Raw genomic sequence first — 15,211 nt, 5'->3', positions numbered from 1 at the left:
GTCGCGGTAGTCAGCATCTCGCGCGCACAGGCTCAGGCGAATGGGTGAGATGTGGATCTCCACGAACGCGGCCTTGCCTGACCATGTGAGGTTAGGCTAACCTCATACATGTCCGCTTCGTGGTGGGAGCGGCAGTCAGTTCGGGAACGGACGGAGCTCCGGGGCAATGCCTCGGAGCTCCGTTCATTTAGGAGAACGTGCGTACCCGTGGCACCTGGTCCAGCTCGATCCCGAAGCTCGTCCGGTAGGCGTCGAGGATCTCCGCGTCGCCGGTCAGTGTGCGCTCCTCGCGCACGCCGTCCACGGTTTCGATCAACTTGTCGCCCGAAAGGGTGACCCGTCCGGCAGGGGTCGGCCGTGAGCACGTCAGGCTCTTCGTGAAGTGCGACTTCGGCGAGGTCGAATGCCACCACGCCATCGGCACGAATTCGGCCAGCTCGCGCGGCCTCGGCTCGATCCGGTTCGCCGGCCTGCCGTTGTGCAGCACGTCGAGCTCGCCGAACGGCGCCTCGCGCACCTCGAACTCACCTTCCGGATCCGCCTGGACGCCCCGGAAATCGAGTCGCAGCGGATACCGGCAGAACCGGCCGAACCCGACATCGGCCAGCCACGGCTCGTCGAGTTCGACGCGCAGCGCGAGATGGTCGTACGGCGGCCCGAGCCTGCCCTCGTCGCCGAACACGCGGACGGCGTGCAGCGTCACCTCGAAGCCGAGTTCGCGCAGCAGCAACGCGAACGCGCCGTTGAGCTCGAAGCAGAAGCCGCCACGGCCACGCCGGACGATCTTGCCGACCAAAGCGGCGGGATCGAGGTCGATCGGCTCCGGCAGGTGCACGCTCAGGTTTTCGAAGGGCACGCGCAGCAGATGCGCCTCCTGCAGCGTGCGCAGCGCCTCGGCGTCGAGTTTCGCCGGGCGGGCGACGCCGATCCTCGCCAGGTACGCGTCCACGTCCATGTCGTTCCCCTTCGCTGGGTGCGAAAAAGGGGCCCTTCCTGGCCGGAAGAGCCCCCTTTGCCTGACGAAAGCCTCAGCCGAGCAGGAGGCCGTTCCCGCCGGCGACGGCGTTGTCGAACCGCTTGCTGATCTCGGCCCAGTTGAAGATGTTCCAGAGCGCCTCGACGTACTTCGGCTTGACGTTCTTGTAGTCGAGGTAGAAGGCGTGCTCCCAGACGTCGACCAGCAGGATCGGCGTGGTCGGCAGCACCAGGTTGTTGTGGTGGTCGCGCAGCTGCTGGGTGATCAGCGTCTTGCCGATCGGGTCCCAGGACAGCGCGCCCCAGCCGTTGCCCTGGATGGTCGTGGCCACCGCGGTGAACTGCGCCTTGAACTTGTCGAACGAGCCGAACGCCTCGTCGATCGCGGCCGCGAGCTCGCCGGTCGGCTTGTCGCCGCCTTCCGGGGACAGGATCTTCCACCACACCACGTGGTTGGCGTGCCCGGCCAGGTGGAACGCCAGCGTGGTCTGCAGGCCGACGATGTCGCCGAAGTTGCCGGCGTCGCGCGCCTCGGCGATCTTGTCGAGGGTGTCGTTCGCGCCCTTGACGTAGGTCGCGTGGTGCTTGCTGTGGTGCAGCTCGTTGATCTCGGCGGAAATATGCGGCGCGAGGGCGCTGTAGTCGTAGTCGAGATCGGGGAGCTCGTACCGGGCCATTGGCCCTCCTTCATCGTTTCGACACAAGTCTTTCGGTAACGAACCTAGTAGCACTCACCCGTCTGTGGCGACCTGGGGCCGCGCTGTCTTCCAGGCTGGAACGCTCCGGTTCTCCGGCTTAGTGCCCGTGGGCCCCGCGCCGTAAACCCCAGCCTGCTACCTCCACTTAGCTGGAGGTCAACGGGGTGTGACGGCCGTCGCTCGCCGTGTTCGCCCGAAATCGACTCACGTGATCGGCGCATCCGCTGGTGGACGAGCGAATACCGGCTCTCGCTCCCCATGCCACCCGGAACTCAGGCCGCCCGGTACTGCTCCATGCCGGCGGCGAGTTCCGCGAAGACGGCGATGTTGCACTCGAACGCCACCAGCGTCTCGTCGATGATCCGGGCGCGCTCGCCGGAGGACCACGGCGCCTCGTCGAGCTGAGTGCGGTAGCGGTCGCGGAACGCGGGCGCGCTGCCGATCTCGTCGAAGTGGTAGAACAGCGAGCCGTCCCCGGTGACCTCGTACTTCTTCGCGATGAGCCGCCGGATCACCTGGCCGCCCGCGATGTCGCCGAGGTAGCGCGTGTAGTGGTGCGCGACGTACCCGCCCGCCCAGGATGACGCCTCTCGCACGCGATCCGCGTAGGCCAGCGTGGCCGGCAGCGGGCTGACCTCCTTCGGCCAGTCCCGGCCGATGAGGTAGTTCAGGTCGCGGTCGAGTTTCGGCAGCCTGCGCAGCTCGTCGAAGACGAACCGCGACCCGACCGGGTCGATCCGCATCCGGTCGCTGGCCTGCTCGATCGCCTGGTAGATGAAGTAGTACTGGACGGCCAGCTGGGTGTACCCCGCCAGCGTGAGCTCGCCGCCGAGCAGCGCGTTCATGTAGCCGGAGTGATTGGCCTTGTCGTGCACGCCCAGAGTGGAGCTGCGGAGCGTCTTCGAGAACGGGATCTGCTCGAGGTCCGTGGTCATCCGTCGACTCCTCTTTCTGACAAGCTGTCAGAAAGAGCTTAGGTGATGAACGCGAGTTAGGCTACCCTAAATTACCGCGATTCACTCGAACCGACCGCGCGCAGCACGAACCGGACGGCCGCGTCGATGGCGGATTCGACCTGCTCAGGCGGCACATCGATGATCGAGCGCGTGGACAGCGCCGAGGTGATCATCGGGATCAGGATGTCCGGATCCTCGTCGGCGAGCTGCCCGCTGCGCCTGCCCGCGGCCAGGATGTCGCGCAGCTGATCGGTGATCGGATCGGCGTGCGCGCTGATCCGCCGGTACGCGGCAGGCGCCAGCGCCGACGCGAGCGCGGTGCCCGGTGGCAGGTGGTACTCGGCGAGTACCCGCAGCTGGAGCCTGACGAACGTGGCGAGCTTGGCGACCGGGTCGTCGACCGCGCCGACGGCCTCAGTGAGGCGCTCGACGTAGCGGGTCGCCTCGTCCTCGACGAACGCGACGAGCAGGGATTCCTTGTCGGGGAAGTGGTTGTACATCGCGGTGCGGCCGAGTCCGGCCTCCGCGGCGACCCCGGCGAGGGTCACCGCGTCGAAGCCGCGTTCGTAGAGCTGGGTGCGCAGGACGTCGAAGACCTTGGCACGCACTTGCCGCCGGTGCGCTTCGAGCGACCCGCCGATGATCTTCGGCATCCCACCTCCCCGGATCCATCGATCGTAGAAGGTCAGTCTTGGACCGGCCAGGTGTGCACCGGCGTCTCGCTCTCGGAAAGTTCGAGGTAGCGGGTGAGCATGCGGGCCAGTGCCGCGTCGCGCTCGAGGCCGCGTTCCTGCGCCCGCAGCACGTAGTCGCGTTGCCACGACGAACCCGTGCGCCGGGCCAGGCAGCGCTGCTCGATGATGCCGAGGTAGCGCTCCCGTGCTTCGTCGGAGACGTCGGAGCGGCGGAGGCCTTCGTGGGCCATGGGCAGCAGGACGCGCAGTACCAGCTCGTCCGGCGGGATCCAGCCGATGCCCGGCCAGTAGAGCTGGGCGTCGAAACCCTGGCGTGCGCCCGCGTAAAGGTTTTCTTCGGCGGCTTGGAAGGACATCTGGGACCAGACCGGGCGGTCGGACTCGGCGAGTGCCCGTTGCGCGCCGTAGAAGAACGCCGCGTTGGCGACGATGTCGAGCACGGTCGGGCCCGCCGCCAGCACGCGGTTCTCCACGCGCAGGTGAGGCAGGCCGTCGACGACGTCGTATACCGGGCGGTTCCATCTCCAGACGGTCCCGTTGTGCATGCGGAGCTCGGTGAGCTTGGGCGCGTTGCCGGACTCGAGCGCCTCGATCGGGTCCTCGGCGTCGGTTTCCGGGAGCAGGCCGGGGAAATAGCGGACGTTCTCCTCGAACAGGTCGAAGATCGACGTGATCCAGCGCTCGCCGAACCACACGCGCGGCCGCACGCCCTGGTTCTTGAGCTCCTCCGGCCTGGTGTCGGTCGCCTGCAGGAAAAGCGGGATGCGGGTCTCGTGCCACAGCGCCTTGCCCAGCAGGAACGGTGAGTTCGCGCCGAGTGCGACCTGCACGCCTGCCAGGCACTGCGCGGCGTTCCAGTGCGCGGCGAACTCTTCCGGCGCCACCTGGAGGTGCAGCTGCACCGACGTGCAGGCGGCCTCGGGGAGTATGGACTCGGCGTAGCTGCGCAAACGCTCGGGTTTGTGGCCGTCGAGCGCCGCGCCTTCCATGGCCAGCACGGTGTGCTCACCGCGGGCGGCGAAGATTTCGTCGTTCAGCAACGAGTATCGCGCGTTGTTGGTCAGCCACTTCTGGTCGAAGTGCTCATGCCGCAGCGTGGGCAGGATGCCGATCATCGCGAGCAGTGAGCCGGCGCCCTCGGCCTTCGAGCGTGCCGCCGTGAGGTACGCGCGGAGGTCTTCTTCCAGTGTCAGCGCGGAATCCCCGGCGAGCGGGCGGGGCGGCACGTTGAGTTCCAGGTTGTGCTGGCCCAGTTCGGTGGTGAACGAGGGGTCGTTCAACGCCTCGAGCACGGTGGTGTTGGTCATCGACGGCCGCATCTCGCGGTCGACGAGGTTCAGCTCGACCTCGAGGCCGATGTTCTTGCGGGGGAAGGAAAAACTGCCGTCGGAGAGCATGCGGGCGAGCGTGTCGAGACAGCGCTGGACCTTACGGCGGTATCGCCCTCGATCACGCGAGGTGAAGGTGTCCGCCGACAGGTCCTGGCCCATGGTGGTCCTTTGCGCTCGTCGTCGTGGTGCCGTCCGGGCGTTGTTACTACCCGGTTGACCACCGTTTCACGCACGACGGAATCGGTATAGCGCCAATCTGGTGCTGTCTGTCACCGGTGGTTAACAGCGAGCCAAAACTGCGCCGTTCGTCGCAGGAGACCCCGTGGCGTTCGGACCAATGCGGCCCCTTCCGGGCGGATGAAACACTCATCTGGTGGTACAGATGATCTCCGTCGATGATGTGACCGATTCGAGACTTGACGATTTCCGTGATCTCGCCACGGCCGATCGCCGCCCGGACCGCCCCGGCGGCCGTGGCCTGGTGATCGCCGAGGGGACCGTGGTCGTCGGACGGCTGCTGGAATCCCGCTATCCCGTACGGGCTTTGCTCGGTGTCGAGCGCCGGATCAGCGAACTCGACCTTGACGGCGTCGACGTGCCCGCGTACGTCGCGTCGGCCGACACGATGGCCCAGGTGGTCGGCTTCCATCTCAACCGCGGCGTGCTCGCGGTGGCGGACCGGCCGGTGCAGCCGGCGGCCGAGGAGATCATCGACGGCGCCCGTGTGCTCGCCGTGCTGGAAGGCGTGCAGGACCACGAGAATCTGGGATCGATCTTCCGCAACGCCGCCGCGCTCGGCGTCGACGGCGTGCTGCTCGGCGCCGGCTGTTCCGACCCGCTGTACCGGCGGAGCGTGCGGGTCTCGATGGGGCACGTGCTGCGCGTCCCGTTCGCGACCTTCGACGAGTGGCCGAATGGACTGGACCAGTTGCGGGCACACGGGTTCACCATCGCGGCGCTGACCCCGCGCGCCGACTCGGTTTCCTTGCGTTCCCTGGGGGATTTCGAGCGCGTCGCGGTGCTGCTGGGCTCGGAGGGGCCAGGATTGACCCCGATCGCGCTGGCCGCGTCCGACGTCGCCGTGCGCATCCCGATGGCGGGCGGGGTCGACTCGCTCAACGTGGCCACCGCCGCGGCCGTGGCGTTTTACGAACTGGCCGGTAAATTGAGCTCGGCTGACGGGAGGTACCTGGGTGGAGCTGCGGATCCGCGGTGATCGTGCGGTGCTGGCCGGACCGGGCGGGCCCGCCGCGCGCGAGATCGACCCGCGTTCGCTGGCGATCGGCGCCGACCTGGCCGAGGCATTGCACGAGTGGGCGCGTGTCGCGTCCGCCGTCCAGCGCGAGAACGGCGAATCCGAGGCGGCGGCGGTGGTTTCCCGGCGCGGCAGGCAGCTGGCCGCGCGTGTCGCGGCGGTGATGAACACCCCGGTCCGCTACCTCGACCCGGTCACCGAGGTCGAGACGGTCGTCGATCCGCACCCGCCGGAGGTGACCGAGCCTGCCATCTCGGTGACCGAACGCCTCCTCGGCGCGCGTGCCTCCGAGGACGAGCCGACCCCGTGGCTGACCGGCCTCACGATCGCGGTCTTCGTCGGCGCGGTGATCGTCGTGGCCATGCTCGCGCTGGCGACCACGCTCGCCAAGGAGACCACCGGCTTCCTCGCGATCGCGGCCTCGGTGGTGGTGACCGCGGGGCTGACCCCGTCGTTGTGGCTGGCCCGCAAACTCCCGATCGTGCGCTGGGTGGCGCTCGGCGCGGGCGCGGGCGTGGCGATCGCCTGGATCGGCGTGCTGGTCGTGTCACTGTGACGCCGCTCGAGTCGCTGCGCCGCATCTGCCTCGCGCTGCCGGAGTCGACCGAACGCCTCAGCCACAACGAGCCGACGTGGTTCGTCCGCGGCAAGAGGACCTTCGTGATGTTCGCGGACCGGCACCATGACGACCGCGTCGGTTTCTGGTGCCCAGCCCCGCCCGGCGCACAGGAGGAACTGGTCGCCGCGGAACCCGAGCGTTTCTTCCGTCCGCCGTATGTCGGCGTGCACGGCTGGCTGGGCGTGCGCCTGGACGCCGACGTCGACTGGGACGAGGTCGCGGCCATCGTGCTCGACGCCTACCGCCTGGTCGCGCCCAAGAAACTGCTGGCCGAGCTGGACACGCCCAAGGAGTCGTGAGTGGTACGGCCGGTTCTAACCGGCCAAACCACTCACGACCTTTGAGCTGCGGAAACGCTAGCCGCGCTGGGAGCGGACGCCGAGCAGGACGTCTTCCCACGACGGGATCGTCGGGTGGTTCTTCTTCGACTTCGGGCGCGGCGCCGGTTCGGGCTTGGGCGGGGGCGCGGGTTCCTCGGCGGGCACACGCGGGATCTCGCGTGTCTCCTCCTCGGGCTCGACCTCGATGACGTCGGCGAGTGGCTCGGCCGAGTCGAGCGTCGGCTGCTCGACGTCCTCGACCGGGTCGGGCTCGACCGCGCGCAGCTGGCGGGGCGCGCGGTACGAAGTGGGGTCGAGCAGGTCGTCGGCGTGCTCGTCGAGCGCGTGGACGGTGCCGCCGTGCGCTCCCGGCGAGAACGACCAGTGCGCGCGGTTGTCCGAACGGCCCGCCTTCCAGCGGAGCACGACGACCCACTTGCCGTCGTCGCCCTTCCAGGAGTCCCACTTGGCCTGCGAGTAGTCGTGGCCGCGCACGCCGAACGAGTAGGCGACGACCTCGCCGAGCGTCTGCACGTCGGGGCCGTCCTCGCGGATCGGGTGCGCGTGCTGCGCGAGTTCGGCGGTGCGCGAGCGCTCCAGCAGCACCGGGTACGCGTACCGCTCGATGCGCTGCTCGGGAACCCCCGCCGTGGCCGCGACCTGGGCGACGGACTCGCCTGCCCGGATCCGGGTCTGGATCTCGCGTGGCCGCATCTGACTCTCCAACTCGATTTCGATCTGGCCGAGCCGGGTGATGTCTCCCCTCGCCGCCGCCCGCAGTCTTTCATCGGCGGGCAGCAGGAAACGCGTGCGGCTCGCCGGGTCTTCGCACACGATGGACTTGCCGTCCTCGTGCAGCCCGACAACCCGTAGCGCTCGCATCTCCGCCTCCCCGGATACTTCACCGTTGTGGGTGTCTACGTTAGAACGGCGCGTCGACTTGACGGGCTAGGCGCGCCGAGTATTCACTCTTCTGTTTTCTCGTTGATCATGAGTGTCACCCATCGGGACAGTGAACGGTATGTGACACGCCGCGCACCATCAGTGACCCAGCCGGACGGTGACGATCAGCCCGCCACGGCGCCCCGGCTCCGCCGCCGCCGTCCCGCCGTGCGCCTGCGCGACCGAGCGCACGATCGACAGCCCCAGCCCGGCGTTGCGTGAATCGGTCCGCTCACCCGACAAGCGCCTGAACGGCTCGAACAGGGCGGGGACCGCGTCCAGCGGGACCATCGGGCCGGAGTTGCGGACCACCAGCGCCGGGTCGTTGCCGACGTCGACATGCACCCAGCCGCCGCGCTGGTTGTAGGTGATCGCGTTGTGCACGAGGTTCGTCACGAGCCGCTCCAGCAGTATCGGGTCGCCCGAAACCATCCGGGGGCGCACGCGCGACTCGATGGTCACGCCCGCCTCCTCGGCCATCGCCGCCGACGACCGGACCACCGCGCTCGCGATCTCGTCCAGCCGGACCGGCGACCGTGACACCAGGCCGCGGTCACTGCGAGCGAGCACGAGCAGGCCTTCGATCATCCTTTCGCTTCGCTCGTTCGTGTACAGCAGCTGCTCGCCGAGCTTGCGCACCTCCGGCTTGACGTCCGGATCGGCCATCGCCACCTCGACCAGCGTGCGCTGCACGGCCAGCGGGGTCCGCAGCTCGTGCGACGCGTTCGCGACGAACCGCTTCTGGCTGTCGAAGGAGACCGCGAGCCGGTCGAGCATGCCGTCGAAGGTGTCGGCCAGTTCCTTCAGCTCGTCTTGGGGGCCGTCGTGGTTGATCCGGCGTTCCATGTTCTCGGCACCGAGCTTGCGCGCGGTCGCGGTGATCGAATGCAGCGGCCGCAGCACCCGGCTCGCCACCACCCAGCCGAGCAGCACCGCGAGCACGGCCGTGATCACCAGCGCGATGATCGACTGGGTGAGCAAAGTGGACAGTGTGGTCGACTTGAAGTCCGCCAGCGAGTCGACGGCGAACGCGACCGCTTCCGGCTTGCCCGCGATGATCGTCGGCGAGACCTCCTGGGTGGGTACGGCCGTCACGTCGATCGTCCTGGCCGCCGTCGCGACGAAGCTGGCAGGTTCCGGCAGCTTGTCGTTGACCAGTATGTAGTTGATCGCCATCAGCACCATGCCGACCAGCAGGAACAGCCCGCCGTACAGCGCGGTCAGCTTGGCCCGCACCGAGACGCCGTTCACGAGCCGAACCGGTATCCGGCGCCGGGAACGGTCTCGATCAGCTGCGGCTGCCCGAGCTTGCGCCGCAGCGTCATGACCGCGACGCGGACCGCGTTGGTGAACGGGTCCGCGTGCTCGTCCCAGGCCTTCTCGAGCAGATCCTCGGCACTGACCACCGTGCCTTCCGCACGCATGAGCACCTCGAGCACGGCGAACTCCTTCGGCGAGAGCGGCAGGAACCGGCCGTCGCGCGCGGCCTGGTGGCGTGGCAGGTCGAGCACGACCCCGCCGCGTTCGAGCACCGGCGGCAGCGCGGGCCTGGCGCGGCGCGCGAGCGCCTGCACCCTGGCCACCAGCTCGGCGAACGCGAACGGCTTGGTCAGGTAGTCGTCGGCGCCGAGCCCGAGCCCGTTCACCCGATCGGTGACATCCGCGGCGGCGGTCAGCATCAGGACCCTGGCCTCCCCGCCCGCCGACAGCACGGCGCGGCACACGTCGTCGCCGTGCACGACGGGCAGATCACGGTCGAGCACGACCACGTCGTAGTCGTGCACGCCGATGCGCAGCAACGCCTCGGCACCGTCGTAGACCACATCGACGGCCATCGAAAGCCGTCGCAATCCCTCGGCGATCGTGTCCGCCATCAGCCGTTCGTCCTCAACCACCAGTACCCGCACCCGATCAGTGTCCGGTATCCGGGCATAAGCGCGAGATAAACAACTTCGCTTAACGCGCCGAAATCACCCGATCCGTAGACCTATGGCCGTGGCGGGCCGGTCTTGCCGGGGGCCGGCCCGCCACTCACGGATTTCACAGGAAAGGGAATGGCTGATGAAACTGCGATACGCGTTCGTACTCGCCGGGGTGTTCGCGCTGTCCGCGTGTGGCGGTGGCGACGACGGCGGGAACAAGGTCGCCTCGATCAACGGGCCCAAGTCGAGCGAGTCCGCGCCACCGGGCGCCAGCAACGCGGGCAATGACGAGGAAAAGCAGCGGGCGTTCGCGAAATGCATGCGTGAGCACGGCGTCGACATGCCGGATCCGAAGCCGGTGGGCGACGGCGGCGGCATGGCGCAGGCCATCCCGATTCCCGAGGGCGGCCAGGACAAGATGAACGCCGCGGACGAGGCCTGCAAGAAGCTGCTGCCGAACGGCGGTGAGATGAAGCCGCCAAGCCCCGAGGAGCTCGACAAAAGGCGCAAGGAAGCCAAGTGCATGCGTGAGCACGGCGTCGACTGGCCGGACCCCGACGCCGAAAACGGCAAGCGCGGCATCACGCTCGGCGGCCCCGACGGCGACATGGGGAAGATGGACGAGGCGATGAAGGCCTGCGGCATGGGCGGCATGGTCAGGCTCCCGGTGGAGCCGGGCAAATGAGCGAGCACGAGGGACCTGGCGCGGTCCGCAAAGGACGCCGCGCACGTTGGCTGATCGTCGCGGCGATCGCGATCGTGCTGCTGGGCACCGGCTCGGTGGTGGTGCTGACCAGGGTGTCGGCCGGAGCGTCCACAGGGGACCAGACACCGGCGCCGGGCGCGTCCACGACGGACATCGTGAAGACCACGCTCACCGAGGAGGAGACCGCGGACGCGACACTCGGCTACGGCGCGGAGACCTCGGTGACCGGCCGCAAGGAGGGCACGATCACCTCGCTGCCGCAGGTCGGCTCGAAGATCGAGCGGGGTAAGAAAGTTTACGATGTCAACGCGAAGCCGGTGCCGCTGTTCTACGGCACTTTGCCGTTCTACCGCGACCTGTCCGACGGCGTCGACAAGGGCCCGGACGTCAAGCAGCTCGAAGAGAACCTGAAAGCACTGGGATTCGGGGGTTTCGGCGCACCGGACGAGAAGTTCACCTCGGCCACCGCCGCCGCGCTCAAGAAGTGGCAGAAGTCGCTGGGGCTGGAGCAGACCGGGACATTCGGCCAGGGCGACGTGGTGCTCGCGCCCGGCCCGATCCGGGTATCGGCCGTCTCCGCCCAGCCGGGTTCCCCCGCTGGCTCGGAGCTGCTGAAGTTCACCGGGATGGACAGGGTCGTCACCGCGAAACTCGACGCCAAGAAGCAGTCGCTCGCCCAGCAGGGCGGGAAGGTCGGTCTCGAGATCAGCGGGAAGCAGGGGACCGGGACGGTCGACAAGATCGGCACCAGCGCCGACAAGGACCAGAACGACCCTGGCGCCAAACCGAAGATCGAGGTGTCGATCAAGCTCGACGACCAGTCGACGGCTGGCTCACTCGACTCGGCGCCGGTCACCGTGCACTTCACCAAGGGCAAGCGGGAAAACGTGCTCGCGGTTCCGGTCGGCGCGCTGCTCGCACTGGCCGAAGGCGGCTTCGCCGTCGAGGTCGACGAGGGCGGCAAGCGCAGGCTCGTGGCCGTCCAAACCGGACTGTTCAGCGGTGGCAAGGTCGAGATCACCGGTGACGGGCTGAAGGCCGGCATGAAGGTGGTGACCACCTCGTGATCCCGGTGCTGGCCGTGCACGAGGCCACCAGGACCTATCCAGGCGGGGTGGCGGCGCTGCAAGCGGTATCACTGTCCATCATGGACGGAGAGATGGTCGCCATCGTCGGCCCGTCCGGCTCCGGCAAGTCCACGCTGCTCCAGCTGATGGGCACGCTGGACAAGCCGTCGTCCGGCCGGATCGAACTGCGCGGCAACGACGTCGCGAAGCTTTCGGACCGCAGCATTTCGGCGTTGCGGTCACGCTGGATCGGGTTCGTGTTCCAGCAGTTCTTTCTCAGCGACGGGGTGAGTGCGGTCGACAACGTCGCGCAGGGGCTGCTCTACGCCGGTGTGCCGAAACGAAAACGGCGCCCGCTCGCGCTGGCCGCGCTCGACCGGGTGGGGCTCGGCCATCGCGCCGGGCACTTCCCCGGCGAGCTGTCCGGTGGTGAACGCCAGCGCGTCGCGATCGCCCGCGCGGTGGTCAACGAGCCCGCGATCCTGCTGGCCGACGAGCCGACCGGCAACCTCGACACCCGCAACGGCGAGGCGATCCTCGGCCTGCTGGCCGATCTCAGCGCGGACGGCACCACGATCGTGATCATCACGCACGACCGCGAGATCGCGGCCGGCATGCCGAGACGGATCGAGCTGCTCGACGGCACGCTCCGGCTCGACACCGGATCACCGATGGGGGTGGCGGTATGACGGCGACCATCGCTCCACCTGCCCCGGCAAGGCTCGGTCCCGGCGATGTGGTTTCCCTTGGCGCGCACGGGATGCGCACCCGGCCGATGCGCGCGGTGCTGTCCGCGCTCGGCATCGGGATCGGCGTCGCGGCGATGGTCGCGGTGCTGGCGATCCCGGCGTCCGGCGCGCAGGCGCTGCATGACAAGCTCGCCGCGCTCGGCACCAACCTGCTCGTCGCGGGGCCAGGCAAGACCTTGTTCGACAAGGATGCCAAGCTTCCCGACAGCGCCGTGCCGATGGCCAAACGCATCGCGCCGGTCACGGCGGCGTCGGCCACCGGGAAGACCGGAAAGACCGTGCGGCGCAACGACAAGATCGAGGCGGGGGAGACATCGGGCCTCACCGTCAACGCGGCGCGGCCCGACCTGCTCGACGTGCTCGGCGGGAAGGCGCGTGAGGGCACGTTCCTGACCGCGGCCAACTCGGGGTTCCAGGCCGTCGTGCTCGGTTCCATCGCGGCGCAGCGGCTGGGCATCGACCACATCGACCCGAAGCACCCGCCGCAGGTGTGGATCGGCGACCAGTGGTTCACCGTGGTCGGCATCCTCTCGCCGATGCCGCTCGCGCCCGAAGTGGAGCGTTCGGTGCTGCTCGGCTGGGACGCCGCGATCAAGTATCTCGGCTTCGACGGGCACCCGAGCTCGGTGTACCTGCGCGCTCCCGAGTCCGATGTGGACAGTGTGCGCAGTGTGCTCGGCCAGACGCTGAGCCCGCAGGCGCCCAACGAGGTCGAGGTGCGCCGTCCGTCAGAGGCGTTGGCGGCGCAGAAACTCACCAACAGCACCTACGACGCGCTGTTCCTCGGGCTCGGCGGGGTCGCGCTGCTCGTCGGCGGTGTCGGGGTCGCGAACACGATGGTGATCTCGGTGCTCGAACGACGCCGCGAGATCGGGCTGCGGCGTGCGCTCGGCGCTACGAAACGGCAGATCCGAGGGCAGTTCCTCACCGAGTCGGTGCTGTTGTCCGGACTCGGTGGCCTATGTGGAGTGATCGTCGGGGTGGTGGTCACCGCGAGTTACGCGCTCAGCCAAGGCTGGCCCGCGGTGCTCCCGTTTGGAGCATTGCTCGGCGGGGTCGGCGTCGCCGCGCTCGTCGGCGCCGTCGCCGGTGCGTATCCGGCGATGCGGGCGGCCAAGCTGCCGCCGACCCAGGCTCTCGCTTGAGCATTTTTTGGGCAGTCACCTTGGGGGAGATTTCCCCTAAGGTGACTCTCAGGCGTATGGCTGGGTTCTGTGGAGGGCCGAAAAATGCTCGGGCGGCGTGATTTTCTCAAATGGGTGGCTGCGGGCAGCGCCGGAGTGGCACTGCCAGGGGTGATTTCGCCGGGCGCGCGGGCCGCCGCCGCGGAAATCACCGTTTTGAAGCAGGTCACGGTGATCGACGGCTCGGGCGCGGCGCCCCGGCGTGACATGACGATCGTGCTCGTCGGCGACCGGATCGCCTGGCTCGGCCGGGATCGCGATCTGCCCGATGTGGAGGGTGTGCGCGCGCTCGACTGCCGGGGCAAGTACGTCATCCCAGGGCTCTGGGACATGCACACTCACGGCCTGGACCTGGTGGACATCTTCCCGCCGCTCTACATCGCGAACGGTGTCACCGGTATCCGCGAGATGTGGGGCTACGAGGAGAACCGCGCCGCGCACGAGCAGATCGAGAACGGCACGCTGCTCGGCCCGCGCGCGGTGGTGGGCAGCAGCATCGTGGACGGTCCCGTCTCGCTGCTGCAACCGCCGGTCAGTCATGTTTCGAACGAGGCCGAGGCTCGCGCGTTCGTGCGTGCCGAGAAGGCGTTGGGCGCCAAGTTCATCAAGGTCTACTCGTACCTCGGCCGCGACGAGCTCTACACGATCGCCGACGAGGCGCGGCGGCAAGGACTCCCGTTCGCGGGGCACGTGTCGTACCGCTTGAGCGTGCTAGAGGCCAGTGAAGCAGGCCAGCGGAGTCTCGAGCACCTTTTCGGCACCACGTTCCAGGTTTCGCTGAAGGAAAAGGAATTCCTCGCGCGCTTGGCGGCGACCCCGATCGACCCGGAATCGCCTCGCGATTTCTTCAATCTTGCCCGAGAGCTCGAGCGGCAGGCGATGCTGGAGTACAGCAAGCCGAAGGCCGACCGGCTCTTCGCGCAGTTCGTCCGCAACGGGACATGGCAGTCGCCGACGCTGGTGGTGAACAGGGTGATCTCGATGCCGGCGGACACCTACATCCATGACCCCCGGCTGAAGTACATCCCGGCTGACCTGAAGGCCCACTGGGCGGACCGGATCCAGCTGTTCGCGCCGAAAACGCCCCAAGAGATCCAGGAGCAGAGCGTCTACCTCGCCTCGAGGATCGAGATGGTCGGCGCGATGCACGAGGCGGGCGTCGGGATCATCGGCGGCACGGACAGCCTCAATCCCTACTGTTTCCCGGGTTTCAGCCTGCACGATGAGCTCGGCCTGATGGTCGACGCCGGGCTCAGCCCGATGGACTCACTGCGCGCGGTCACCAGCGAGGCGGCCAGGTTCCTCGGGCTGGAGCACAGCACCGGCACCGTCACCGCGGGCAAGTTCGCCGATCTGGTGGTGCTCGACGCCAACCCGCTCGACGACATCCGCAACACCCAGAAGATCCACGCGGTGGTGACCCGTGGCCGGGTGATCGACCGCGCCCAGCGGGAAAAGCTGCTCGCGGACGTCGAAGCGGCAGCCTCGCAGCCGCCCGCCTCGGCGCGCTCCGCCACGTTCGCCCGCCTGGCAAAGCAAGGCTGCTGCTGAGGGTCGTGAGTGTTCCCGACGGTTCTATTGTGCGGAAAGGCGAATGTGGCTGGCTGGTGAGGGATTCCTTTACCAAGTCCGGCGGGGTGCCCGTAAGCCTCGGGCGGGCTTGAGGTGAGGGGGCCGTTGGGTGCGTAGTACGCACTCGGGGGCCCCCTCGCTTCACGAGGGGGTCCGCGAGTGGTAAGTCTGGTGCATCTAACGGAGCAGAGTTGCCACTCGCCCGCAACCGTCACCGCAG

Annotated in this window: 16 protein-coding genes; 8 read left to right on the top strand and 8 right to left on the bottom strand. The window is 68.3% G+C overall.

The window, feature by feature from the left end; all coding sequences use genetic code 11:
- Positions 1-187 precede the first annotated feature (187 nt).
- The 5 genes from ACFV15_RS24885 to ACFV15_RS24865 form a co-directional block, all read right to left on the bottom strand.
- Positions 188-955: an arylamine N-acetyltransferase gene (locus tag ACFV15_RS24885; RefSeq protein ID WP_378352986.1), complete on the bottom strand. Its 768-nt coding sequence runs from the start codon at positions 953-955 to the stop codon at positions 188-190.
- Positions 956-1,028: 73 nt separating this feature from the next.
- Positions 1,029-1,652 (bottom strand): superoxide dismutase, encoded by a 624-nt coding sequence (locus tag ACFV15_RS24880; RefSeq protein ID WP_091288052.1) that lies wholly within the window; start codon positions 1,650-1,652, stop codon positions 1,029-1,031.
- A gap of 293 nt (positions 1,653-1,945) precedes the next feature.
- Positions 1,946-2,608: a heme oxygenase (biliverdin-producing) gene (locus ACFV15_RS24875; protein WP_378352985.1), complete on the bottom strand. Its 663-nt coding sequence runs from the start codon at positions 2,606-2,608 to the stop codon at positions 1,946-1,948.
- A 71-nt stretch (positions 2,609-2,679) separates the two neighbouring features.
- Positions 2,680-3,282, bottom strand: coding sequence for a TetR/AcrR family transcriptional regulator (locus tag ACFV15_RS24870; protein ID WP_378352984.1), 603 nt, complete (start codon positions 3,280-3,282; stop codon positions 2,680-2,682).
- A 32-nt stretch (positions 3,283-3,314) separates the two neighbouring features.
- A complete protein-coding gene (locus ACFV15_RS24865; protein WP_378352983.1) occupies positions 3,315-4,814 on the bottom strand; it encodes a glutamate-cysteine ligase family protein in 1,500 nt (499 codons plus the stop codon).
- A gap of 223 nt (positions 4,815-5,037) precedes the next feature.
- On the opposite strand from ACFV15_RS24865, the gene ACFV15_RS24860 reads away from it, so the two are divergent.
- From ACFV15_RS24860 to ACFV15_RS24850, 3 genes are read left to right on the top strand one after another with little or no spacing between them, the layout of a single operon-like run.
- The gene (locus ACFV15_RS24860) at positions 5,038-5,871 is read left to right on the top strand and encodes a TrmH family RNA methyltransferase (RefSeq protein ID WP_378352982.1); all 834 of its coding nucleotides are present in this window, start codon (positions 5,038-5,040) and stop codon (positions 5,869-5,871) included.
- Positions 5,849-6,466, top strand: a complete 618-nt coding sequence (locus ACFV15_RS24855) for a DUF2537 domain-containing protein (RefSeq protein ID WP_378352981.1) — start codon at positions 5,849-5,851, stop codon at positions 6,464-6,466. Before ACFV15_RS24860 ends, ACFV15_RS24855 begins: the two co-directional genes overlap by 23 nt.
- A complete protein-coding gene (locus ACFV15_RS24850) occupies positions 6,463-6,828 on the top strand; it encodes an MmcQ/YjbR family DNA-binding protein (RefSeq protein ID WP_378352980.1) in 366 nt (121 codons plus the stop codon). The genes ACFV15_RS24855 and ACFV15_RS24850 overlap by 4 nt, the downstream gene beginning before the upstream one ends.
- A 57-nt stretch (positions 6,829-6,885) precedes the next feature.
- On the opposite strand, the gene sepH is transcribed toward ACFV15_RS24850, so the two are convergent.
- From sepH to ACFV15_RS24835, 3 genes are all read right to left on the bottom strand, one after another.
- The gene (gene sepH, locus ACFV15_RS24845) at positions 6,886-7,731 is read right to left on the bottom strand and encodes a septation protein SepH (protein WP_378352979.1); all 846 of its coding nucleotides are present in this window, start codon (positions 7,729-7,731) and stop codon (positions 6,886-6,888) included.
- A 159-nt stretch (positions 7,732-7,890) separates the two neighbouring features.
- Positions 7,891-9,042, bottom strand: a complete 1,152-nt coding sequence (locus ACFV15_RS24840) for an ATP-binding protein (protein WP_378352978.1) — start codon at positions 9,040-9,042, stop codon at positions 7,891-7,893.
- Complete coding sequence (locus ACFV15_RS24835; RefSeq protein ID WP_378352977.1) at positions 9,039-9,698, bottom strand: response regulator transcription factor; 660 nt, start codon at positions 9,696-9,698, stop codon at positions 9,039-9,041. The genes ACFV15_RS24840 and ACFV15_RS24835 overlap by 4 nt, the downstream gene beginning before the upstream one ends.
- A gap of 154 nt (positions 9,699-9,852) precedes the next feature.
- Between ACFV15_RS24835 and ACFV15_RS24830 the strand changes: the two genes are divergently transcribed.
- The 5 genes from ACFV15_RS24830 to ACFV15_RS24810 all read left to right on the top strand — a co-directional run bounded on the left by ACFV15_RS24830 (position 9,853) and on the right by ACFV15_RS24810 (position 14,970).
- Positions 9,853-10,398: a hypothetical protein gene (locus ACFV15_RS24830; RefSeq protein WP_378352976.1), complete on the top strand. Its 546-nt coding sequence runs from the start codon at positions 9,853-9,855 to the stop codon at positions 10,396-10,398.
- Positions 10,395-11,486 carry a peptidoglycan-binding protein gene (locus ACFV15_RS24825; RefSeq protein WP_378352975.1) on the top strand — a complete coding sequence of 364 codons (1,092 nt, stop codon included), beginning with the start codon at positions 10,395-10,397 and terminating at the stop codon, positions 11,484-11,486. Before ACFV15_RS24830 ends, ACFV15_RS24825 begins: the two co-directional genes overlap by 4 nt.
- The gene (locus tag ACFV15_RS24820; RefSeq protein ID WP_378352974.1) at positions 11,483-12,175 is read left to right on the top strand and encodes an ABC transporter ATP-binding protein; all 693 of its coding nucleotides are present in this window, start codon (positions 11,483-11,485) and stop codon (positions 12,173-12,175) included. Before ACFV15_RS24825 ends, ACFV15_RS24820 begins: the two co-directional genes overlap by 4 nt.
- Entirely contained in the window at positions 12,172-13,380 is a 1,209-nt protein-coding gene (locus tag ACFV15_RS24815; protein WP_378352973.1) for an ABC transporter permease, read from the top strand. Before ACFV15_RS24820 ends, ACFV15_RS24815 begins: the two co-directional genes overlap by 4 nt.
- A 114-nt stretch (positions 13,381-13,494) precedes the next feature.
- Positions 13,495-14,970 (top strand): amidohydrolase family protein, encoded by a 1,476-nt coding sequence (locus ACFV15_RS24810; RefSeq protein ID WP_378352972.1) that lies wholly within the window; start codon positions 13,495-13,497, stop codon positions 14,968-14,970.
- Positions 14,971-15,211 lie beyond the last annotated feature (241 nt).

The organism is Amycolatopsis sp. NPDC059657 (assembly GCF_042734395.1).
In the GTDB taxonomy this organism is placed as follows: domain Bacteria; phylum Actinomycetota; class Actinomycetes; order Mycobacteriales; family Pseudonocardiaceae; genus Amycolatopsis.
This window is presented reverse-complemented; position numbering and strand designations above follow the sequence as displayed.

Bases quoted from the DNA above. Each gene is read 5' to 3' on its own strand.
- ACFV15_RS24885 (WP_378352986.1), bottom strand. From the start codon at position 955: ATGGACGTGGACGCGTACCTGGCGAGGATCGGCGTCGCCCGCCCGGCG.
- ACFV15_RS24880 (WP_091288052.1), bottom strand. From the start codon at position 1,652: ATGGCCCGGTACGAGCTCCCCGATCTCGACTACGACTACAGCGCCCTC.
- ACFV15_RS24875 (WP_378352985.1), bottom strand. From the start codon at position 2,608: ATGACCACGGACCTCGAGCAGATCCCGTTCTCGAAGACGCTCCGCAGC.
- ACFV15_RS24870 (WP_378352984.1), bottom strand. From the start codon at position 3,282: ATGCCGAAGATCATCGGCGGGTCGCTCGAAGCGCACCGGCGGCAAGTG.
- ACFV15_RS24865 (WP_378352983.1), bottom strand. From the start codon at position 4,814: ATGGGCCAGGACCTGTCGGCGGACACCTTCACCTCGCGTGATCGAGGG.
- ACFV15_RS24860 (WP_378352982.1), top strand. From the start codon at position 5,038: ATGATCTCCGTCGATGATGTGACCGATTCGAGACTTGACGATTTCCGT.
- sepH (WP_378352979.1), bottom strand. From the start codon at position 7,731: ATGCGAGCGCTACGGGTTGTCGGGCTGCACGAGGACGGCAAGTCCATC.
- ACFV15_RS24830 (WP_378352976.1), top strand. From the start codon at position 9,853: ATGAAACTGCGATACGCGTTCGTACTCGCCGGGGTGTTCGCGCTGTCC.
- ACFV15_RS24825 (WP_378352975.1), top strand. From the start codon at position 10,395: ATGAGCGAGCACGAGGGACCTGGCGCGGTCCGCAAAGGACGCCGCGCA.
- ACFV15_RS24815 (WP_378352973.1), top strand. From the start codon at position 12,172: ATGACGGCGACCATCGCTCCACCTGCCCCGGCAAGGCTCGGTCCCGGC.